The organism is Pseudomonas sp. LBUM1641 (genome assembly GCF_059716235.1).
The window spans coordinates 2,542,069-2,564,183 of record NZ_CP166815.1 but is presented as its reverse complement, the minus strand read 5'-3'; the positions used below and the strand labels follow the sequence as shown (position 1 = coordinate 2,564,183).

General features: G+C 59.7%; 14 protein-coding genes and 1 pseudogene. 8 read left to right on the top strand and 7 right to left on the bottom strand.

Translation table 11 applies throughout. The annotated features are described in order from the left end of the window. The first annotated feature begins 89 nt into the window (after nt 1–89). Nucleotides 90–4,874 (top strand): RHS repeat-associated core domain-containing protein, encoded by a 4,785-nt coding sequence (locus ACA046_RS11795; protein ID WP_497677070.1) that lies wholly within the window; start codon nt 90–92, stop codon nt 4,872–4,874. Nucleotides 4,875–5,275: 401 nt separating this feature from the next. Next, on the top strand, nt 5,276–5,929 hold the full coding sequence (locus ACA046_RS11790; RefSeq protein WP_497676581.1) for a hypothetical protein: 654 nt from the start codon (nt 5,276–5,278) through the stop codon (nt 5,927–5,929). A gap of 22 nt (nt 5,930–5,951) precedes the next feature. Here the strand turns inward: ACA046_RS11790 and feaR are convergent, their stop codons facing one another. The 3 genes from feaR to ACA046_RS11775 form a co-directional block, all read right to left on the bottom strand. Next, nucleotides 5,952–6,905, bottom strand: a complete 954-nt coding sequence (feaR, locus tag ACA046_RS11785) for a transcriptional regulator FeaR (protein WP_497676580.1) — start codon at nt 6,903–6,905, stop codon at nt 5,952–5,954. A gap of 117 nt (nt 6,906–7,022) precedes the next feature. Then, entirely contained in the window at nt 7,023–7,607 is a 585-nt protein-coding gene (locus ACA046_RS11780; RefSeq protein ID WP_497676579.1) for a DUF3156 family protein, read from the bottom strand. Further along, the gene (locus tag ACA046_RS11775; RefSeq protein ID WP_459027850.1) at nt 7,588–9,087 is read right to left on the bottom strand and encodes an APC family permease; all 1,500 of its coding nucleotides are present in this window, start codon (nt 9,085–9,087) and stop codon (nt 7,588–7,590) included. Before ACA046_RS11775 ends, ACA046_RS11780 begins: the two co-directional genes overlap by 20 nt. A 217-nt stretch (nt 9,088–9,304) precedes the next feature. On the opposite strand from ACA046_RS11775, the gene ACA046_RS11770 reads away from it, so the two are divergent. Continuing rightward, nucleotides 9,305–10,633 carry an alginate export family protein gene (locus ACA046_RS11770; protein WP_497676578.1) on the top strand — a complete coding sequence of 443 codons (1,329 nt, stop codon included), beginning with the start codon at nt 9,305–9,307 and terminating at the stop codon, nt 10,631–10,633. Nucleotides 10,634–10,806: 173 nt separating this feature from the next. Here the strand turns inward: ACA046_RS11770 and ACA046_RS11765 are convergent. Both ACA046_RS11765 and ACA046_RS11760 read right to left on the bottom strand, forming a co-directional pair. Beyond that, nucleotides 10,807–11,292 (bottom strand): annotated as a pseudogene (locus ACA046_RS11765) (flavin reductase family protein); the annotation flags it as partial. Nucleotides 11,293–11,448: 156 nt separating this feature from the next. Then, a complete protein-coding gene (locus tag ACA046_RS11760; protein WP_497676577.1) occupies nt 11,449–12,618 on the bottom strand; it encodes a p-hydroxyphenylacetate 3-hydroxylase oxygenase component in 1,170 nt (389 codons plus the stop codon). A 228-nt stretch (nt 12,619–12,846) separates the two neighbouring features. On the opposite strand from ACA046_RS11760, the gene ACA046_RS11755 reads away from it, so the two are divergent. The 4 genes from ACA046_RS11755 to ACA046_RS11740 all read left to right on the top strand — a co-directional run bounded on the left by ACA046_RS11755 (nt 12,847) and on the right by ACA046_RS11740 (nt 17,854). After that, on the top strand, nt 12,847–14,334 hold the full coding sequence (locus tag ACA046_RS11755; RefSeq protein WP_497676576.1) for an aldehyde dehydrogenase family protein: 1,488 nt from the start codon (nt 12,847–12,849) through the stop codon (nt 14,332–14,334). 1,122 nt (nt 14,335–15,456) lie between these two features. After that, entirely contained in the window at nt 15,457–15,993 is a 537-nt protein-coding gene (locus ACA046_RS11750) for a DUF3833 domain-containing protein (RefSeq protein ID WP_459027843.1), read from the top strand. Nucleotides 15,994–16,010: 17 nt separating this feature from the next. Then, nucleotides 16,011–16,316, top strand: a complete 306-nt coding sequence (locus ACA046_RS11745; protein WP_497676575.1) for a DUF6482 family protein — start codon at nt 16,011–16,013, stop codon at nt 16,314–16,316. After that, nucleotides 16,313–17,854 (top strand): cryptochrome/photolyase family protein, encoded by a 1,542-nt coding sequence (locus ACA046_RS11740; protein WP_497676574.1) that lies wholly within the window; start codon nt 16,313–16,315, stop codon nt 17,852–17,854. The genes ACA046_RS11745 and ACA046_RS11740 overlap by 4 nt, the downstream gene beginning before the upstream one ends. Here ACA046_RS11740 and ACA046_RS11735 read toward each other — a convergent pair. Then, nucleotides 17,846–19,126, bottom strand: a complete 1,281-nt coding sequence (locus ACA046_RS11735; RefSeq protein ID WP_497676573.1) for an MFS transporter — start codon at nt 19,124–19,126, stop codon at nt 17,846–17,848. The two genes, ACA046_RS11740 and ACA046_RS11735, sit on opposite strands and share 9 nt — an antisense overlap. Nucleotides 19,127–19,259: 133 nt before the next feature. Here ACA046_RS11735 and ACA046_RS11730 point away from each other — a divergent pair, with 133 nt between their 5' ends. Beyond that, nucleotides 19,260–19,724 carry a hypothetical protein gene (locus ACA046_RS11730; protein ID WP_063031603.1) on the top strand — a complete coding sequence of 155 codons (465 nt, stop codon included), beginning with the start codon at nt 19,260–19,262 and terminating at the stop codon, nt 19,722–19,724. 158 nt (nt 19,725–19,882) lie between these two features. Here the strand turns inward: ACA046_RS11730 and ACA046_RS11725 are convergent, their stop codons facing one another. Next, the gene (locus ACA046_RS11725) at nt 19,883–21,988 is read right to left on the bottom strand and encodes a TonB-dependent receptor family protein (RefSeq protein ID WP_497676572.1); all 2,106 of its coding nucleotides are present in this window, start codon (nt 21,986–21,988) and stop codon (nt 19,883–19,885) included. Nucleotides 21,989–22,115 lie beyond the last annotated feature (127 nt).

Genomic DNA, 22,115 nt, shown 5'->3' with positions numbered 1-22,115 from the left:
GAGGGAACGCCGATGTTTTTTCCGATTAATGCCCTGCCCGATGGGGCTGTCTCTTGATTCCCGCCATAGGCTTTCTGGTCGTGGCGGCGATGGACCCGAAGACGCGCGACGTCGATGCGGTTCTCAACGACTTCACGCACTGCCTGAACACCTACGACGCATGGGCCGAGAGCTTCTGGAGCTTTTCGGCGCTGGATGTCGAGCAGGTGTTCAAGGTGGGGGATGAAGTTGCGCTGGTTGCGCCCATCACCCGTTCTCTTTATCCCAGCAGCACCGTCGCGACCTGCAAAGCCAACGCGTCGTTGAAGCTGGTGCATATGTTCCAGAGCACGCGGTTCGTGCCCATCGGCAATACGCCGGTGATGCTGCAGGAAGTCGCGCAAGACGGTGGCCCCCTCGGCGACCCCATCCATAAAACCATCGGCCCCAGCGGCATTCTCGAAATCACCGAGTGCACCGTAGACCGGCAGTACCGGGTCAGCTTTTACCCCAACGTTTCCAAGGACCACGTCAAGGCGCTGTATGCCTCCTATCAGTCCGAGATCAGCTCGCTGGAAGGCCGCTTGCGTGGCGAGTGGACGAGCACGTTCAAGCCGATATGGGAGAGCTATTCCAAGGCCGACTTTGTCGATCGCTACACCTCGCTGCAACAGGCGTACGCGCAAGGGTTTGGCAACGTGCTTTACGGTCTGTGGGACGGTATTGCGCAACTGTACCAGTGGCTGGCAGATATCAGGCCCAACAGCGAAAAGCTGCTGCAGTACCTCTCCCAGGCCGAGCTTGAAGCGCTGCTGAAGCTCAGTAATGAGGCGATTGCCAAAGGGTTGTTGATCCTCAGCGATGAGCCACTGCTGTTCATCTACCTGTCCGCAATGGTCAGTTGGATGCGCATGCTGCCGCCGCATTACATGCTTGAGTTACTCGGGGAAATCACCACCGAGGTGCTGCTCAACCTGCTGTTGCTATGGGCTACCGGTGGTATGGGTGTGGCGGTACGCCTGGGGGCGCAGGTGCTGGGCAAGGTCAAGTCCGAGCAGGCACGGGAGTGGTTGGAGCAGATTGCCAAGCTGGGGGGTACGGCCCCGCTGGATGGGCATGCGGAGGTGCTTAAGCCGTTATCGCTTCAGAGTCATGCCGTGCCGGTGAAGGCTGCGGCGGTGCCGTTGAAGGTTGGCGTGGAGGAGATTTCGAATCCGGCACCGATGGTGCGGGAGCCCAAGACGGCGCGAACAGCGCTAGTGAAGCAGGAGCCTGTGGATGATGTGCCTGCTTCTGCGAAAAACCCCAATGGGGATGCTTCGGTTTGTTCGGCGAATACCTGTACCGATGGCTGCCCGGTTTCGATGGTTACCGGTGAGGAGCTGCTGACTCTCACTGACGGCTCGTTGGAGGGTGTGCTGCCGTTTGCCTGGACGCGGTTGTATCGCAGTAGTGCCGTGGAAGTGGATTGCGGGTTGGGGTTTGGCTGGAGTCATTCGCTGGCTCAGCGGCTTTGCGTGGTTGGCGAGTCGGTGATTTGGACCGATCACGAGAACCGCAGCACCACCTTTCCCCTGCCCTCTGCTGCGCGGCCAGCCATCACCAATAGCCTGGCGGAAGCGGCGATTTATCTGGGCTCCTTACCCGATGAACTGGTGCTGGCTCAGGCGTCGCTTTTCTACCACTTCCGCAACGGTGTGCTGACGTCGATCAGCGATGCGTACGACAACCGGCTACGCATTGCCCGCGACTATTCCGGGCGGATTCAGCGGATCGATAACCACGTTGGCCAGGGATTGCTGCTGCGGTATGACCGCGGGCATATCGTCGCGGTCGACTATCAGGTGCAGCGGGAACTTGGCTGGATAACCGAGCAGAACGTTGTTGCCTACAAGTACGACGATGCCTGGCGGTTGATCGAAGCGACCAACGCTGTCGGCGAAAGCGAGCGTTATCGGTACGACGATCAACAGGTGATCCTGGAGCGGGAACTGGCCGGTGGGGCGAGTTTCTTCTGGGAGTGGGAACGGACTGGCAAGGCTGCAAGGTGTGTCCGGCACTGGGCCAGCTTTTCGCAGATGGACACGCGGTATGTGTGGGACGACAACGGCACTGTCACCGTGCACAACGCCGATGGCAGCCAGGAAGTCTACGTCCACGACCAGAGCGCACGGCTGGTGCAGCGGATCGATCCGGACGGCGCGCAGCACTTCAAATCCTACGATGAAAAAGGCCGGCTGACGGTCGAGCAGGACCCGCTGGGAGCGGTGACGGCGTATCAGTACGACGAAGCCGGTCGGTTGATTGCGCTGTTTCCCGGTGACGATGCACCCACGTCCTACGAGCATGACAACGGGTTCGTACGGGTTGTACGCCGTGGTGAGGCGGTGTGGAAATACCAGCGCAACGATCAGGGCGATATCACCCGCAAGACTGATCCGGATGGCAATTACACCGAATACACCTACACCAAACACGGAAAGCTCGCCGGCGTCTGGTATCCGGATAACAGCAGCCATCGGTTGATCTGGGACGAGCGTAGCCAGCTCACCGAGGAGAAGCTGGCGAATGGCGGTGTGCGTCGTTATCGCTATGACGACCTGGGGCGGCAGGTTGCCTGCGAGGATGAGCATGGCGCGCTGACCCAGTATCAGTGGGACGCCGTGGGTCGCTTGCTGAAGGTGATTCAGCCGGGCGGTGGCACTCGCGAATTCAGCTACAACCCGTACGGAAAAATCACTGCCGAGCGCGACGAGCTGGGTCGGGTTACGCGCTATGAGTATGCCGATGGTCTGCACCTGATCAGCCGTCGGATTAATCCGGACGGCACGCAGCTCAAATACCGTTATGACAATGTCCGGCTGTTACTCACCGAGATTGAAAACGAGGTTGGGGAAACCTATCGGCTCGACTATCACGCCAATGGCCTGATCCAGCAGGAAACCGGGTTTGATGGTCGCCGCACTGCCTACGTTTATGATCTCGCCGGGCACCTGCTGGAAAAGACCGAATACGGTGACGATGGCAGTCAGTTAATTACCGGTTATCAGCGAGACAGCGCCGGTCGCCTCGTAAGAAAAACCCTGCCCGACCGCAACATTGTCGATTACACCTACGACCGCCTCGGCAACCTTCTCAGCGTCGACGACGGCCACTGGCCGCTGCACTACGAATACGACCTGCAAAACCGCCTCACCGCCGAACACCAAGGCTGGGGCACGTTGCGCTATGGCTACGACGAATGCGGGCAACTCAACTACCTGCGACTGCCCGACAACAACCGCCTCGCCTTCCACCACGACAAAGGCGGCGACCTCGCCACCATCGAGCTAAATGGCAATCCGCTCACCTCACACCTGTTCAAATCCGGCCGCGAGCACCAACGCCAGCAAGGCCAACTCCTCAGCCACTACCACTACGACGACCAGGGCCGCCTGCACGCCCACGCCATCACCCAGCAGGAACAACGCCACCAGCGCCGCCAATACGACTACGACAAACGCGGCAACCTGACCCGCATCCTCGACACCCGCAAAGGCCAGCACGACTACCACTACGACCCACTCGACCGCCTGACCCGCGCCAACCACGAGCAAGACCTGCAGGAACGCTTCGTCCACGACCCGGCGGGCAACCTGCTGATGCAAGACCGCGTCGGCCCTAGCATCGTCAAAGGCAATCGCCTGTTAATGCAAGGCGACCGTCATTACGACTACGACGCCTTCGGCAACCTCCTGCGCGAACGCCGGGGTCGGGCTCAGCAACTGGTCACTGAATACCGCTACGACAGCCAGCACCGACTGATCAGCGTTACCCAGCCGGACGGTACCGAGGCCGCATATCGCTACGACCCGTTTGGACGGCGTATCGCCAAAACCTTAAAAGGCCAGACCACCGAATTTTTCTGGCAAGGCGACAAGCTGATCGCCGAACACAGCGCCGATCACCACCAGAGCTACCTCTACGAACCCAACAGCTTCCGCCCGTTAGCGCTGCTCAAAGGCTACGGCCCGGAAGACGTAAAACCCTTCCACTACCAACTCGACCACCTCGGCACCCCACAGGAACTCGCCGCATCCGACGGCGAAATCGTCTGGTCCGCGCACTACCGCGCCTACGGCCAAATCGCCAAGCTGGACGTCAACACCATCACCAACCCGCTGCGCTTCCAGGGCCAATACTTCGACCCGGAAAGCGGGCTGCACTACAACCGCCATCGCTACTACAATCCGGACATTGGCCGCTATCTGACGCCCGACCCGGTGAAGCTGGCGGGTGGGCTGAACGGATACCAGTACGTGCCCAACCCGACGGGATGGGTGGATCCGTTAGGCTTAAGTACCTGCCCGGGTGCGAACGGTTGTAAACCGGATATCGAGGTTGGAGATCCGACCGAAAACGCCACGGTCAATGAAGGTCAGCCTGCTGCACCTCGTCTGACACAGGCCGAACGACGCGCACGAATTGATGAGCTTGGGGAAGCGAACGCTTACCGCCGCCTTTATGAACTTGAACAAGCAACGCCGGGAGCGCATTTTCTAGAAAAACACGGGGCGCAGACGACTCTAGCTTCTCAGCTGGAGCGGGTAATGACTGCTAAAAATCCGACTACGGGCGTAATTGAAACCTATGCCAAAGGTAAAAAAATCGGAACTCCTCACATACCAAGTGCCGCCACACGATTTAGTAGTCACAGAGATCAATTAAACGCAATCAACAGAGCTATGGCAATCTTCAAATTGAAAAGTAAAGCTGGTGCAATGCCTCCTATTGACATGGGAAAAGTAATCGGCGAAGGGTATAAAAAAGACAGTTTAGAATATGGAAAACAAACCAAGGCGATAGTAGTCATCGACAAAAACGGCAACCCAATCACTGCATTCACGGAGTTCTAAAAATGAAAAACCCACCAAACCTTCATATAATTAGAGGTTTACTTTTCACATACAACATTGAAAACACAAGAGACTCAGAGCGAGAGGAACTTATCGTTTCAAAAAACATAAATGACGCAAAGGAGCTGTCAAAACTTTTCGATGCTCTGACGAAGCCAGAATTTATTTCCTATACAAAAGAAGACCAAGATTGGTTTATTAGCACACTAAGACATTACTTAGACATAAACGACACTTTCGACTCAGTTTTTTATCTATTCGATACCTACTTTGATGATGAAATCTCTGACCAACGCCACTTTATGAAAGTCTTACTTGAGTGCTTGATCAGGTATCAAACGCAATCCGTAGACCAACACCAAACATACTGACCTCCGCAAAAAAAGCCAAAAGCATTCACAATGAAAATAGCTTTCCAATTAGAAGTAACTAAACACAAGACCTCAACCTCACTACGCGAACGAATGGATGACGCGGATGTTCAGTTTGATTTCCTTGTATTTAAAACCACCACAAATATTCCAATCGACGAGGGCGTACATCGTCAGGCCATACTAGGAATGGGGTACTACCTCACTGCTTATCTTGAGAATTGGGACTACGGCCAAAAAGGAGAGTACCTACCAAAAGAGTACAACCCTCAGGGTGTAAGAGATTGGGATGTGGAAAGAGCTTTAGCGACACCTCTGACTATCGACCAAGTAGAAAATTTGGTAATGACAGAGGAGAATAAATATGGCCGCCTAAACCTCTACGGTGCGTTCTGCAACCCGCCCTATGGAACGAATTTCAAAGGTGGTAATTCTGAAGCTCAAGGCCTTTTTTCTGAATGGCTGGAAGTTTTAGGCCTAGAGCCTCAAGACGATGTTATTGTAATTAACTGGGTCGACGGCTACGAATTGCAATGGTTTAGTAATCAAGATGCAACCCCTGGCTGGCAGCCTTGGTCCGACTTTTTCGACAATGGGCTTGAGTGGTGGGGCATTTGGTGCCTCAGCATCTGGAACCCACGTAAGCAAACGTTGAGTGTTCTCGTCGCCAGCACGACCGATTAAATCAAGACTCCTCCCAGCCCACTCACCCCACCTGCTGCAACCGCCCAGCCCGAAAATCCTTCGGCGACACTTCAAACTGCTTCTTGAACGACCGACTAAAGTGCGCCGAATCCGTAAATCCCCACTTATACGCAATCGACGTAATCGACTCACTGCGCAAGAACGGGTTGGTCAGATCATCCGCACTACGCTTCAACCGCGCCCGCTGGATATACCGGCACACACTGTCATCCTGCTCTTCAAACAACCGATACAAATGCCGCACCGAGATGTTCAACCGACTCGCCAACCCCACCGGGCTCAATCCTGGCTGGGTCAACGATTCATCAATCACCTTCTGCACATAGCTGCGCAAATTGCTGCCCTGCAACCCGCCACAATCGTCCCGCTCATCATCTTCTTGCTCAAACGCCGACCCCAGCAGCGAGACAAACGCCGACTGCAACGCCTGCCCCTCGCCGACCGCGCCTTCGCCGTTCAACGCGTCTTTGCACAGTTGGTCCATCAGCACATGCAACATGCGCCCGCAGGCTTTGCTTGAGGAGATTTTGCCGAAGGTCTTGGGCTGGTTGCCGAACTGTTTGCACACCTCTGCACGGGACAAGGACAGGGACGCATGTTCGATCAGCCCGAACGGGGTGATGTCGATGGAGCCCACCGAGTCCATCAATAATAATTCGCCGGGGGCGAGTTGCACGCTCTGGCCATTTTGGGTGATCTGGCAGTAGCCGCTGCGCTGGCTGACCAGGAAACAGTTCTGGTCGTCATCGTGGTCGGCGCGGGCTTTGGGGCGTTTGATCAGGCCGGCGTTGGTGCGCAGGTTGGCCAGGGGCAAGCCGCCGCGGGAAAAGGTGCTGATGCTGCCGATGAACAGCGAGCGGTTGAAGGCCAGTTCTGTGTCGAAGTGACCGCAAACCGCGCGCAGATCCCGGGTCCAGAGGTCCAGCCCGTCTTGCCCAATCTGTTGCATGCTCATGGTTGTTTCCACCTTGGCTTTTTGTTTTTGTCGGGCAATAGTTAACATGTTATCTATATGCGCGCAACAAGTACGTGTCTGCCAAGGTGTTTGCACTATTGATGCCAAATCCTGCGGTCAGTGGGCCTGTAATGCGTGCTGGAAACCGCTGAAGGCGTCCAGCAGCCAGGCACGTTGAATGCTGCTCAGGGCGATATAGCGCCGGAACGCCGGCATGCGGTTGACCACCTCGCTGCCGCCCATATGCTCAAGCCGCACGCACCACTGGTGATCCACCAGGTCGATGCGCAGGCGCTTGAAGTCCAGCGGCATCAAGGCGCGATACAACGCACTGCCCTCCTGCAACTCGGTTTGCAGAACGCCTAAAACTTCCTTGTTTCCCGAGCGCTGCCGACAGCGGATTCCAGTGCGTCGAACGGCCCCGGTGTGGTGCAGTTCGAAGCTCGCCGTGCCCTGCTGCGAAGCAGGAATGCGCAATACGAATTCGGTCATGACCAGGTGCATCAATAGTTGCGATTCGGTGCGCTCGACGATCTCCAGTTGCAACCCGAGTTCGTCCAGGGCAACCCGGGCCTTCGTCGGGCCGCACACCTCATAACCGGCGAGGCCAAGGTTGCGCCGCAGATGTTCCAGGGTCACCCCCGGCCGATAACCCGACGGAGCGCGCCGGGCGCTGAACAGCTCAGACAGTTTTTGCAGCATGGCTGATATACCCGTTGTGCGGCTGACCCGATTCATGGGCGAACTCCTTGGCCAACACCTCTTCCACCGAGGCGGGCTTGAATGGATTGACCTTCTGCACGACCAGGGTCCAGAACAGCGCGTACGCCGCCGTGCAACCGAGCATCACGCCGAAGGGAATGTAGATGTCAGCAGGGTTCATCCCGGGCGGCGTGATAAACCACATGCCCAGCAGGATGCCGATGCTCGACAGAATCTGCGGCAGCGGAAAGAACGGCGAACGGTAGGCACGAGGCAGATCAGGCCGGCGAACCCGCAGAATCACCACCGACAACGTCACCAGCAGATAAGCAAAACTCCAGGCACACACGGCGGCCAATACCAGGTGCATGATGTTGTCGGTGTTGCCCCCCAGGTACAGCGCGTGCAGGCACGGAATCAGCATCGCCACCAGGATGCACAGCAGCGGTGTCTTGAAGCGCGGGTGCAGGTAGGTGAAGACCTTGGGCAACGCGCCGTCGACCGCCATGCCGTACAGGATCCGCGGTACACCGGCCATCAGGGTGTTGATGGTCGCAGCACCGGCAAACAGAAAGCCGATGCCCAACCACATCGGGCCGATGCTGCCCATCACCTGCTCGGCGAATTTCGGGATCGCCATCGGCGTATCCAGCAGGTGCACCCCGCCCGCCGCGTCGATCAATACGTTCTCCACCTGGCGCTTCATTGCCGCGCCGTAGATGAACATGCAGGTGGCCACCCCCAGCAACCCCAGCACCATGGCCTTGGGCATCACCTTGGCCGAGTTGCGCAGGTCCGGCGCCAGCGGCGTGACGAACTCGCAGCCGACAAACATGAACATCGCCATGCCCACCAGCGACAGGATGGTGATCAGGTCGGTGCCCACCAGGGATTCACCGAACCAGCCGTCCAACTGCACCGCCGGAGCCGCGATCAGGCCCAGCACGCCAAACACCATCAGGGTGGTCCACATGCCAAAGGTGAGGATGATCTCGGCGCGGCCGAACGCGCTGACACCAAACGCATTCAGCACCCCGAACACAATCACGAAACCCACCCCCAGCAACCATGAGCCGCCGGCAGATTCCGCCAGGGTGTTGAGGTGCTCAAAGTTCACCAGCGCCATCACCCCGGACAGGATCGTCTCAGCGGTGCCGGCAAACACATGCACGATCAAGTACGCCGACAAGGTGCCGGTGATCGCAAAGAACCGGCCCATGCCGCAGTTGATGTAGTCGTAGACCGAGCCGGTGGTGGGCAGGATCGAGGCGGCCTCGGCGAAGGTGGTCGCCTGGGCCAGCATCATCACCACCGCGATCAACATCGCCACCGCAAAGGCGCTGCCGCCGATGCCAAACCCCATGGTTGCGGTGAGGATCACCGGGCTGGCCATGATCAGGCCAATGGTGCTCGCCAGCGCCGTGGGAAAGCCCACCGTGCCGCGTTTCAAGTGTTCGGTGAGCCGGTCGTTGATCGACATGGTGCAGATCCTCAAGAAGCGGATTTTTAGAAGTATTGGCACTCTGCGCCCCGCCCTGGCTGATCGTCTTGCTCCTGGCTGCCGCCGGTTTTGTTGCTGCCTGCCACTGTCCCGCCGCTGGCGGCCAGGGTCAATTACCTGGCACGCAGAGGAAAGACTTGGCCCACCCCCGCTCGCACTAATGCGCCCTCAACTCAACCTGCTGGGGACTATAACAATGGAGCACACACAAAAAACCCGTCGGCTGTACAGGGCCGTGAGCCTGGGCATTGCGCTGATGATCATCGAGTCATCGGCCCGGGCGTTCGAGCTGTACGCCGATGACGACACCAAGGTCACCGGCAACTTCCTCGCGGTGTACGGGATGTTCAACAGCCGCAAAAACTATGACGGCACCACCGGCGGTTCCACCTGGCGTGAGGGCTTCATCAAGTATGGCTTGAGCGTTGACCAGCGCTTCGGCGCCCTGGGCAGCGTGTATGGCACGGCTAACCTGGTCAGCTCCGGCACCTGGGGTGATGGCGATGCGTCCGGCGTGACCACCGGCAGCGAGCGCACCACCAAGTTCGACGAAGCCTTCGCTGGTTGGCGCTCGGGGGAGCTGTTTCCGGCGCTGGGCAAGGATGGTGTGGACCTGTCGTTCGGCCGCCAGATCATCATGCTCGGCGACGGTTTCATCATCAATGACGACGGCCCGAACCTGGGCAAGGGCGTGGACGACGGCAAGTTCAACCGGGGCGGCGCCTACTACATCGCCGCGCGCCATGCCTTCGATCAAACCGCCGTGTTACGCCTGGGGGGCAAGGACGGCGTGCATGGCAGCGTGATGTGGATCAAGTCCGACAACCGCGCCCAGGCCAACACCGAAATGGCCGCCGGCACCCTGGACTACACCGCCGCACCCGGCACCGTGGGGTTGACCTATATCCATGGCATCAGCGTCGACGACCGTTACGCCAATGACCTGCAAAAACAGCGCGCCGGGATGAACCTCTACAGCCTGCGGGGTGCCGGCAATGCAGGGATCGAGAACGCACACTTTTCCTTTGAGTACGCCTGGCAGGACAAGGACGCCGGCCCGGAAAAGGCCTGGTACACCGAGGGCGGCTATACCTTCGCCGCGCTGCCATGGTCGCCGGACCTGACCTACCGCTACAGCCGCTATTCAAAAAACTGGGATGCGATGTTCGCGGGTTTCAACCGTGGCTACGGCACTTGGGTGCAGGGCGAAGTGGCCGGCAATTATTCGGGGCCGTTCAATACCAATACTGAGGTGCAGCACGTGGCGTTGAAGGTCAAGCCGCTGGACAGCGTGACCGTCGGCGCGCTGTTCTTCGATTACAAGACGTTGAGCAAGGGCGGCATGCTCAACCTCGATGGGCGCGAACTGGACCTGTACGCGGAGTGGGCGGTGAACGAACACCTGATCGTCACGCCGCTGCTGGGGCTGTACAAGCCCAACAAGGATGAGAGCAACGGCGGCAACCAGGTGGGTGGCAACGGCACCAATGTCTATAGCCAAGTCACGGTGGCCGTGCCGTTCTAACACAGATGCAATGAGCTACCGAGATCACATGTGGGAGCGGGCTTGCTCGCGAAAGCGGTGGGTCGGTCACCAGATGTATTGGCTGACACTCAGCATTCGCGAGCAAGCCCGCTCCCACATTAAATTTGCATCAGCCCTCGATAGAGGCGTTCGCCCTACGGCTGCCGCTCCTCGATCCGCGCATACGCCCCTTGGTGATAGAGCAGCGGCGAACGCCCAAAATCATCAAACGCCACCACCTTGCCGATCATGATCCAGTGATCGCCACCGTCCACCTGCTGGTATTTCTCGCAGTGAAACCGCGCCGAGCAATCGGCGAAGACCGGCGAGCCGCCTTCGCCCGATTCGAATTCGATTTCGGCGAAGCGATCGTCCTTGGGCCGGGCAAAATTGTTCGACAGGTGGATCTGGTCGGCCGCCAGCACGTTGACCGCAAAATGGCTGGCCTGCTCGAACACCTCATGGCTGTTGGAACGCTTGTCGATGCTCCACAGCACCAGCGGCGGGTCCAGGGAGACCGAGTTGAAGCTGTTGGCGGTGACACCCACTTTGCGCCCGCTGGCATCAGCGGCGGTGACCACCGTGACACCGGTGGCAAAGTTGCCCAGGGCCCGGCGAAAGGCCCGTGGATCGAAGATCGTAGCGCTGTGCTCAGACATACAAGACTCCCGGATTACTTATTATCGAGCTGCTCCCTGTAGGAGCGAGCTTGCTCGCGAAGGTCGTTAACGATGACGTGGGTTGCCTGGAGGGGCGCGGCGCTCTCGGTTTTTTCGCGAGCAAGCTCGCTCCTGCGGAGGGGCCGCCACGAGGCTTCAAATCATGCTCGGATCAGGCTCAAGCCCCATCAGCTCACGCCCCAGAATCTGCGCGCACACGTCGTAATCGGTGTACGCATGGGCGCCGGTCATATGGGAATCGCGGAACAACCGCTGCATTTCGTTGTGCTCGAACCACGCGTTGCCACCGGCGGCCTCGAACAAACGGTCCACCGCCTGGATGCACATCTTGGTGGCGTACGCTTGGTTGGTACGCCAGAACGCCAGGGTCTCGCGGCTCGGGTAACGGTGCTGTTCGCTGTGTTCGGCGTGTTCCTGCCAGGTCTTTTCCAGGAACGCCCGGGCGGCGGCCACCTGGTGCGTCGACTCGGCCAGGCGCATCAACGCCGGAGTCGCGGCACCCACCGCCGCGCCGGTGTAGGCACGTACGCGGGTCTTGGTTTTCTCGCGGAACACCTCAAGCATGCGCTCGGCCACGCCCAGGCTGACGGTGGAGAAACCGCTGGCGAAATACGGCCGGTACGGCGAGTAGAAAATCTTGCTGTCGGGGTACAAACCGAAGCCGGCGGACTTGCCTTCCATCATGTCCTTGGCTTTCTGGATGCGGTGTTCGGGCACCCGCACGTTGTCGATGATCAGGGTCTTGGTGCCGCTGCCCTTCATGCCGGCGGCGAACCAGTCATCACGAATCTGATAGTCGCTGCGCGGCAGCACCGCAAAGCAGTAATCCTGGGTGCCTTCGGCGTTTTTGCGGCGGAAACCGACAATCGCCCACTGGGCGTGATCGCAACCGCTGCTCCAGCCCATTTCACCGCTGAACAGCACGCCACCTTCAACTTCTTCAGTGCGGCCAAACGGCGCGATGCTGCTACTGGCCGTGGCGTTCGGGTTATCGCCCCAGACTTCCTGCTGCAGCTTGGCGGAAAACAGCGCCAGTTGATGGCTGTGGGTGCACAACAGGCTCATGGCCCAGGCGGTGCTGGCACAGGCGCCGGCGAGCAAGGCGATGCAGTCGGCAAACTGCGGCAGGGAGATTTCCATGCCGCCAAAGGGTTTGGGTTGAAAGGCACGGTGCATGCCGATGCTCTTGAGCAGCGCAATGTTCTCGTCGGGAACCTTGCGCTCCTGCTCGGCCTGGAAGGCATTGGCAGCGATGATCGGCAGAATCGCCTTGAGGTCTTCGAGGAGCGGGTTTGGCTTTTTCATGGACGGCCCTGCTTATTATTGGATGTCCGGCTGGCGTTCCAAATCAACGAACGACGCTGGATGTGGGGCCAGTATGGAGCCGGCGATCACACCGGAAAATGCACCTTCCACAGCCAAGATTGCACTTTCCACAGGCCTGGCAGCCACAGACATATCGCCCGGCAGGCACAGACAAGCCTGGCCTAGCGGCGCTGGTTAACCTCGGGCTTTTGCGAGCAGGAAATTCCCATGAGCGATATTGCGCTGCTGCCTGAAGTCCAAGCCTTCCTCCGTCGAAACCATGCCTTGTTTATCGACGGCGGCTACATCCAAAGCCACTCCAGCCAGACCCTGGAGGTGATCAACCCGGCCACCGGCGAAGTGATCGCCCGCGTCGCCGATGCCGACCTTGCCGATATTGACGCGGCCGTGGAATCAGCCCGACGTGGCTTCCGGCAGTGGTCCCAGGTCGCGCCAGCCATTCGCGGCAATGTGCTGCTGAAACTCGCCGACCTGCTGGAGCAACACCGCGAAGAACTGGCACAGATCGAAACCTGCCAGTCGGGCAAGATCATCCAGATTTCCCGGGCCTTTGAGGTCGACCAGGCCGCGCATTTCCTGCGTTACTACGCCGGTTGGGCCACCAAGATCAGCGGCCAGACCATCACCCCGTCACTGCCCTCCTTCGCCGGCGAACGCTACACCGCCTTCACCCTGCGGGAACCGGTGGGCGTGGTGGTGGGCATCGTGCCGTGGAATTTCTCGACCATGATCGCCATCTGGAAACTCGCCTCGGCGCTGGTGACCGGTTGCAGCATCATCATCAAGCCCAGCGAGTTCACCCCGCTGACCATCCTGCGCATCGCCGAACTCGCCATCGACGTCGGCCTGCCGGCGGGCGTACTGAACGTATTGACCGGTGGCGGCCTTGTGGGCAAAGGCCTGGTGGAGCATCCGGACACCGACAAGGTTTCGTTCACCGGCTCGGTGCCCACCGGCATTGCGGTGGGCCGCAGTGCCATGGGCGCGGGGTTGACCCGGGCGACCCTGGAACTGGGCGGTAAAAACTCGGCCGGGTTTTTGCGGGATGTGGACCTCGACAAGGCGGTCAACGGCATCATCGAAGCCGGGTTCCTGCACTCCGGGCAAATCTGCGCTGCCGCCGAACGCTTCTTCGCCCATCGCTCGCAGATCGAGCCGATCATGGACAAGCTGGCGCAGCGCCTGGGCCAGTTGAACATCGGTTCGCCGCTGGATGAGCGCACAGAGTTCGGCCCGGTGACTAACCGTCAGCACCAACAGAAACTCGAAGGGTTTTTCGCCACGGCGCGGGCCGAGAACAATACGATTGTCCATGGCGGCAAGCTGATCGACGGGCCCGGTTGCTACGTGGAGCCGACGGTGATTCTCGCCAACACGATCAACGACACCCTGCTCAACGAAGAAACTTTCGGCCCGATCGCCACGTTTTTTCCCTACGACACTGAGGAAGAACTGCTGGAGTTGATGAACAACACGCCTTACGGCCTGAGCGCCAGCCTCTGGACCAACGATTTGAGCAAGGCCCTGCGCATGCTGCCGGCGATCAACGCGGGGACGGTGTGGGTGAACATGCACACGATGCTCGACCCGGCGGTGCCGTTCGGCGGCAACAAGTCTTCGGGGGTGGGGCGGGAGTTTGGCGGGGCTTTTATCGAGGACTACACCGAGCTCAAGTCGGTGATGATTCGCTACTGACCGGCATGCGGGGTGCCTGTCGGGGCTTTGCCGCTGGGGGAGGATGCTAGGTGGGGACATATCCGTTATTTGGGTGATGGCTTGTATGGGTTCCGCTCTTACAGCGGCTCACTTTTGAAAAGCGCAAAAGTAAGCAAAACGCTCTTGCCCCACCACTCGGCACCTCGCTTGGGCTCGGTGTGCCCGCACTCCGGCAGCACGAAGCGGGCCGCCGCGACGGGGCGTCCCTGCCCCGTCGCGGCTAAACCGGCGTCCTGCCGGTTTACCCGCTCCGTACTGCCTACGTTCGGCCAGCGTGGTTTAACGGGGCGCCTAAGATCAAGATCAAAAGCAGATCAAGGGCACAGCGGCCTACAGGCCGGCTTGAGTGTGGTGAAGCAACAGCAACAGCAACAGCGAAATCAGAAGCTAAAGCGGGCACGGTCCAAATGTGGGAGCGGGCTTGCTCGCGAAGGTCGTTAACGATGACGCTGGCATTCTGGATGAACGCGGCGGTCTCAGGTTTTTCGCGAGCAAGCCCGCTCCCACAGAAAAGCAGCTCTGCTTTCGCTCTGGATCTTGCCTCTGCTTCTAACACTCAAGCCGGCCGGTAGGCCGCTGTGCTCTTGCTTTTGATCTGCTTGTGATCTTGATCTGCAGGCCCCGTCAACCACGATGGCCGCAAGTAGGCACGGTGGAGCGGGTAAATCGGCAGGGAAGCCGATTTAGCCGCGCCGGGCCATGGATGGCCCGTCGCGGCGGCCCGCGGAACCGGGCCGGAGTGCGGGCATGCCGAGCCTAGGCGAGGCACCGAGTGGTGGGGCAAAGACCTTTTGGTTACTTTTGGCTGGGCCGGCATTCCGGACGTTTGCCAAAAGTGACCCGCTGTAAGAGCGGAACCCTAAGTGGCCGTTACCTAAATAACGGATATGTACTCAGCCCACGCCCGAAGGCTGCCTTCCACATCGGCAATGGCCAGGTACACAGTGCCGCTTCGGCCCGACGGTCTTACCCAGCCGTCGATCAGGAACGTGGGCAACAACGTTCAGATCCCCCTCTAAATACCTGTACAAATTTATTATTTTGTACAAGTATCAGCTATCGAGGCTTCATCTGTATCAAGCCCTCTCAGGGAGAACCGCAATGACCCGTCTATTGGTTTCGCTGGCCCTTGTGCTCAGCCTGAGCAGTTGTGGCAGCGTCGATGTAAAACACTATGCCGACCAGCAACCCCAACTGGACCTGGTGCGTTTCTTCAGCAAACCAGTCAAGGCCTGGGGAATATTCGAAAAGCGCTCAGGTGAAGTCGCCAAGCGTTTCGAAGTGAATATCGCCAGCCACCGCGAAGGCGAGAACCTGATTCTCGACGAACGCTTTCTCTACAGCGACGGCACTCGCCAACGGCGCGTCTGGACCCTGACCCCCGACGGCCCGAACCACTGGCGCGGCCGCGCCGACGACGTGGTCGGTGAAGCCAAGGGCGAAGTGGCCGGCAACGCACTGCGCTGGCGCTACATCCTGAGCCTGCCGGTGGACGGCTCCGTCTACGAAGTGAGCCTCGACGACTGGATGTACCTGATGGACGAAGACACGCTGATCAATCGCTCCAGCATGTCCAAGCTGGGCGTCGAAGTGGGCCAGGTGACGCTGTTCTTCCGTCGCCAGTCTTCGCAACCCTGACCGGCAAGGAGCGAATCATGAACCTGCAAACCCTGACCCAACTGGCCATCCAAGGCGATGTACGTGAAATGGAACTGCTCTCCCTGGAGGGCGGTTTCTATCTGGCGCGCGTCCGGCTGGACCACGGCCAGTTCACGTTGCTGGACGCCGCGGCAAAGCCCCTGCACTTTCGCTCCGTCAACCACCTGCGTGACGTATTGCAATCAGTCCCTGCATTCCCCTGCACCCTGGTGCATCAGTGCGTACATGATGAAATGTGCGGCCGGCGTGAAGGGCCCATTGAGGCACTGCGAACGCCATTTTCCCTGGAAGCGCCCTGGTGACCAAGGCCGTTAGAAACCTGCGCCTGGTGCTGGGCGATCAGTTGTCGTTTGACCTGGCCTCACTGGCCGGGCTGGACAGCCAGCACGACGCCGTCTTGATGGTCGAGGTCATGGAGGAAGCCAGCCATGTACCCCACCATCCGCAAAAAATCGTCCTGATCTTCAGCGCCATGCGCCACTTTGCCGAAGCGTTGCAGCAACGCGGTATTCGGGTGCAGTACGTCGCCCTTGATGACCCGCAAAACACCGGCTCGGTACCGGGTGAGTTGAAGCGCTGGCAGTCGCTGATGCAGCCAAGGGAACTGCATCTGACCGAATGCGGCGACTGGCGCCTGGAGCAATCCCTGAAAGACTGCGGTTTGCCGATCCAGTGGCATGCCGACAACCGATTTCTGTGCAGCCGTGACGGGTTCGCCGCTTGGGCCAGCGGCAAAAAACAACTGCGCATGGAGTTCTTCTACCGGGAGATGCGCCGCAAGAGCGGACTATTGCTCAACGGTGACGGCACGCCGGTCGGCGGCGCCTGGAACTTTGATGCAGACAACCGCAAGGCGCTGCCCAAGGGCACCAAAGCGCCCTACCCGGCGCGCTTCAGTTCAGACTCCATCACCCAGGACGTGCTGGCGCTGGTGGGTCAACACTTCAGCAGCCACTACGGCGAACTGGACACCTTCGATTACCCGGTAACCCACGCCGACGCTCAGGCGTTGTGGGGTTACTTTCTGGATTACGGCCTGGCCGGGTTCGGCGACTACCAGGACGCCATGGCCAGCGACGAGCCCTTCCTGTTTCATGCCCGCATCAGCGCGGCGCTGAACATCGGCCTGCTGGACCTGCGCCAACTGTGCAGCGACGTGGAGGCAGCCTATTGGTCGGGCAGCATCGGGCTGAATGCCGCCGAAGGGTTTATCCGCCAACTGATTGGCTGGCGTGAATACGTACGCGGCGTGTACTGGCTGAAGATGCCGGACTACGCCGCTGGCAATTCATTCGGCAACACCCGCCCGCTGCCGGAGTTCTACTGGACGGGCGAGACGCAAATGAACTGCATGCGCCAGGCGATCGGCCAAAGCCTGAAACATGCCTACGCCCATCACATCCAGCGGCTGATGGTCACCGGCAACTTCGCCCTGCTGGCCGGCATCGTGCCCAGCCAGATATGCGAGTGGTACCTGGCGATCTACATGGACGCTTTCGACTGGGTCGAGCTGCCCAACACCCTGGGCATGGTCATGCATGCCGACGGTGGCTACCTGGGTTCCAAACCTTATTGCGCCAGCGGCCAATATATAAAGCGCATGTCGGACTACTGCCGCGACTGTGCCTACAAAGTCACCGAAAGTACCGCTGACAATGCCTGCCCGTTCAATGCGCTTTACTGGCACTTTCTGATGCGCCACGGCGACCTGCTGCGGGGCAATCAGCGCATGGCCATGCTCTACAAGAATCTCGACCGGATGCCTGAATCCAAGCAGGACGCGCTGTGGAACCGGGGCCAGAGGCTGCTGGCGAAGCTGGATGCGGGCGAGTCACTTTGAGCGGGCGACTTGATGTTTGCCGGCACGCTGACCGAGCAGCATCAATCCACCTCCGATCAGCAGCAAGCCCGCCGCGATAACGATGTAGCGGCCGTACACATCCACGCCTTGCACGAGGTTGAGCGTCTGGGAACACACCAGGGTGCCGGTCAGCGAAGCAATGGCCAGCACCGGCGTCACGGTCGCGGAGACTCGGCCCATATAGCCTGCCGGCACGGCCTCTTGCAGCATCGGCCCCTGCACCATGGCAAACACCGAAAAGCACAGCCCGCAGCAGAACATCAGCACCCAGGCCAGGTAAAACGGCGGATGCAACGCATAGCCCAGGTAGCTCAACCCCAGGCACAACAGCGCCACGGTGAACGCGCGTCGAATGCTCAAGGCCTTCAACAGCGGCCGAACGAGAAAGGCCGCCACCAGCCCGCCGACCGGGAACGCGGCGAGCACCAGGCCATATTCACGCGGGCTCAGGCCCAGGGTCTTGAAGGCATACAACGACAAAACGACGCTATTGATGCCCAGGGAAACCCCGTACAACGCCACGCCGGTCAGCAGGGTGCGAATTGCCGGATGCCCCCAGGAAAACCGCAGCCCGTCGAACAATCCGCGCCAAAATGAACTGCGCTCTACCGGCAACGCTGTACCCAGCCCTCGGGTGGCCAGGATACATAGCGCTGAACAGCTGAACGCCAGCACATTGATCAGCAACGCCCAGATCGGCCCCACCCATACAAACAGCGCCGGGCCCACGGAAGCGGAAAGTACCGAAATGCCCGTGAGGGAAAACATCGTCTTGGCCGACGCTTCCACCCGCCGCTCAGCGGGAATGATCACGTGCATGACCGCCTGCCGGGCCGGGTTGAAGAACTGCGCGGCGCTGCTGTTCATCACCAGCAACAGCAGCACGCCGGCGAACACTTGCATCTGATCGAGGCCGGACAGCGAATAGATCAGGATAAAGATCAGGAAGTTGATCACCCGGATAGCGTCTGCGCTGATCATCACGTAGAGCGGGGTCAGGCGGTCGACCCAGGCACCCGCCAATGGCGCCACCAGCACCCGCGGGATCGCCGAGGCCGCCACCGCCAGGCCCACGGCGCTGGGTAGAAAGGCGCTGTCGCGGAACAGATCGGTCACCAGCCAGACGATGATCGTGCTCTCCAGCACGAACTCGCCGAAGGACGAGAGCGCCTGGCCCAGCCATAAAAGTGAAAAATTGCGGCTGATGAAAAAACCGGCAAACCGGCTTTGCCCTTGATTCGTCCTGAACACCATCCCTTCCCTGTGCGAAACGCTGTGAAATTTTCCGGCCGCTGCGAATTGTTGTGAAACCGGCGATAAATGGCCAATTGCCCATGCTAACGTCGGCTTCGATGTCATCCAATTCATTGAGGGAGCAGCGCCGATGTCTACTACCGTAACACCCGCCGGTGGCGGACCGACCACTCAAAAAGCCTCGACGTCGGTATTTGACGACAAGTTGAATATTTCCAAGTCGAGCAAGGTGATCGCCGATTACATGCGCCAGTCGGGCAAGTCGGCAATTACCAAGCAAGAGCTTTCACAGTTGGCCAGCAATGCTTCGGGCAAGGTCCCCGCCGATGTGAGCGCTGCGGCCCAGTACATGGAACGCCATCCCGACGTGTTCACCGCGATCGAAACCCATGACGTGGCGGGTGCCGATAACCTGTCCGGGGTGTGGAACTTCGACTGGGCAGCCAATGGTGGGCTGAACGGCACGGCAACCGATGCGATCGCCAAGATGCAAGACACCTTTGACTTTGCAATCGCCAAGTCGGCGCTGATCACCGAGATCAGCACCGGCAAAAAGGCCGAGCTGGATTCGACCAAGCAGCGGCCGCAGAACTAAATCTCCAGCCACTACAAAATCCAGTGTGGGAGCTGGCTTGCCTGCGATGCAGGCACCTCGGTACGTCAGGTACACCGAGGTGATGCCATCGCAGCCTCGCTAAAGCTCGACAGCTCCCACACTGGATTTGCTTTGCTTTTCAGGTCGTTGTGCTGCGGTCAGAAGTGAAACGCAACCCCCGTGGTCACGTTGAACGCATCCCCCACATAGAAGTTGGCCGAGTCCTGGCCCTTGGCGTCGTACGCGGTGTTGGTGGCCGTGGCGTAGCGTTTGTTGGTCAGGTTGCGCGCGTCGACGAACACCTCCCACTTCTTGCTCGGGGCCTCGTAGCCCACCTTGGCGCCCCACAACGTATAGGACGGCGCACTCAGGGAGTTGGCAAAATCGACGTAATAGCTGGACGCCGCCCTGGCGTTGAGCTGCGCGTAGAAACCGCTGCCCTGGCGATACTCCAGCTCCGCCTGGTAGACCTGACGCGGCAAGCCCGGCAACTGGTTGTCGCCGAACACCCCATCATTGCGGTAGTGGAAGTCGTTGAAGGTGTAGGCCTGGCGCAAGGTCACGGTGTCGCCATTGCCGCCGTCCCACAGTTGCGCATTCAAGCCGGCTTCGATGCCCTGGTGAATGGTTGCGCTGCCGTTGGAGGTGGCCACCAACTGGTCCTGGGTGGCGGTTGCCTGGCGCACCACCACCGACAACAGTTCTTTCTGCACCCACGACCGGTAGACCGTCAGGCTGCCGTCGAAAATGCCGTGGCCGCCGCGAATACCAAACTCCACGGTGTTGGCTTTTTGCGGGCGCACATCGCGGATGTAGGGTGTGCCGGTGCTGCCCAGCTGCCAAGTGACCGGCGGATCTACGGAGCGGCTGACGTTGCCGAACACTTCGAATTCCGGAGTCAGCTGGTAGCGCAGGCCGATGCGCGGGGCGACGTCGGTCTCGTCGTATTCGACGCCACTGGGGAACGCGCTGGTATTGGTGCCGGTGGTGTATTCGATCTGCGCCTTGCGCTTGATATCAATCAGCGACAGCCCGGTGGACAGCCACGTACGGTCGTTCAGTTGCAGTTCGTTGCCAAGAGAAAACACCGTGTCCCGGGAGCCGGTGTAGTTGGTTTTCTGCTGGGTGATGCCGGTGGCCTTGCTGTGGGATTTCACATCGGCCAGGTACGCCAGCGTATTGCTGAAGGTCACGCTGCTGTCGCTGCGCAGGCCGAAGAAGGTGTCGGCGGTGCGCAGGTAGCGCAGGGTCAGGTTGACGTCCTGGGAGCGCCATTCCTGGGGGGTTGGCGAGTAACGCCAGCCGTTGTCCAGCGGGTAGTCGTTGTAGCCCAGGCCGACTTCGAGCTTGGCATTGTCGTCGAAGGTGTAGGTGGTGGTGCTGCCCAGCAGGGTCGAGCCGTCCTTCTTGCGCCCGATGGGCACGAGGTTGCTCGTAGGGTCGTGCTTGAGCTGGTATTTGGTCAGGGTGTTGCCCTGGCTCAGGGTTTCTTCCTTGTAGCGAATGTAGAAGCGCGTCTCCAGTTGCGGGCTGAACACGTGGCCGAAGTTGGCGACGATCCCCTGCCCTTTGTTCGGCGTGTTGTCCTGATAACCATCCCGCTCGTTGTGCTGGATGCTGACGTAGTAGTCGTTGTCCCCCTCTACACCACCGGTGCTCAGTTGCTGCTTGCGGTAGCCGAAGCTGCCGGCTTCGAAGCGGGCGTAATTGCCCGGATCGGTGCGGCCGGTCTTGCTCACGAAGTTGATCGCGCCGCCCAATGACAAGGCCGAATAACGGAAGGCGTTGGCGCCGTAGAGCACTTCGGTGTGGTCCACGGAGGCCATGTCCAGCATGTCTTCCTGGGTACCGCCCGGGCCGGTCAACGGCAGGCCGTCGTAGAGGAATTTGATCCCCAGCACATAGCCTTGATAGAAGGTGTTGAGGCCCGAGCCACGGATCGAAATCTTGTTGGCGCCCGAGCCGCTGGTGGCTTGGGCGAATACTCCCGGTTGCAACGCCAGCACGTCCTCGGCATTCGCCGCCCGGCCCTGCTCGATCTTGCGGTTGTCGATCACCGCGGTTTTGCCGGGCACCTTGGCCAGCTGCTTTTCGGCTTTTTGCGCTTCGGTAGCCTCGGCGCCGGTGACCACCACCGTGGCCAGGGTCGGGTCGGCCTGGGCCGCAAAGGCCGCGCCGTGTATCAGCATCAACAGCACACCAAGGCTGGACGCGGTGGCCAGTGACTCAAAACGACGAGCGCGTGGTTCAAACAGTTGCCGCATGGATTAAATACTCCTGGGGTCTCTAATTAGTTGGAGCATCTATTTGTATAGTCGCGCTCTGAATCCAACTTTGCAGGGTTCGTGCCACGTCAAAACATCAACAAACCCGGGACCACAACCGTATTTA

Excerpts from the sequence above, each read along its gene's own strand:
- ACA046_RS11795 (WP_497677070.1), top strand. The coding sequence starts at position 90 with ATGGACCCGAAGACGCGCGACGTCGATGCGGTTCTCAACGACTTCACG.
- ACA046_RS11790 (WP_497676581.1), top strand. The coding sequence starts at position 5,276 with ATGAAAATAGCTTTCCAATTAGAAGTAACTAAACACAAGACCTCAACC.
- feaR (WP_497676580.1), bottom strand. The coding sequence starts at position 6,905 with ATGAGCATGCAACAGATTGGGCAAGACGGGCTGGACCTCTGGACCCGG.
- ACA046_RS11780 (WP_497676579.1), bottom strand. The coding sequence starts at position 7,607 with ATGCTGCAAAAACTGTCTGAGCTGTTCAGCGCCCGGCGCGCTCCGTCG.
- ACA046_RS11775 (WP_459027850.1), bottom strand. The coding sequence starts at position 9,087 with ATGTCGATCAACGACCGGCTCACCGAACACTTGAAACGCGGCACGGTG.
- ACA046_RS11770 (WP_497676578.1), top strand. The coding sequence starts at position 9,305 with ATGGAGCACACACAAAAAACCCGTCGGCTGTACAGGGCCGTGAGCCTG.
- ACA046_RS11760 (WP_497676577.1), bottom strand. The coding sequence starts at position 12,618 with ATGAAAAAGCCAAACCCGCTCCTCGAAGACCTCAAGGCGATTCTGCCG.
- ACA046_RS11755 (WP_497676576.1), top strand. The coding sequence starts at position 12,847 with ATGAGCGATATTGCGCTGCTGCCTGAAGTCCAAGCCTTCCTCCGTCGA.
- ACA046_RS11750 (WP_459027843.1), top strand. The coding sequence starts at position 15,457 with ATGACCCGTCTATTGGTTTCGCTGGCCCTTGTGCTCAGCCTGAGCAGT.
- ACA046_RS11745 (WP_497676575.1), top strand. The coding sequence starts at position 16,011 with ATGAACCTGCAAACCCTGACCCAACTGGCCATCCAAGGCGATGTACGT.
- ACA046_RS11730 (WP_063031603.1), top strand. The coding sequence starts at position 19,260 with ATGTCTACTACCGTAACACCCGCCGGTGGCGGACCGACCACTCAAAAA.
- ACA046_RS11725 (WP_497676572.1), bottom strand. The coding sequence starts at position 21,988 with ATGCGGCAACTGTTTGAACCACGCGCTCGTCGTTTTGAGTCACTGGCC.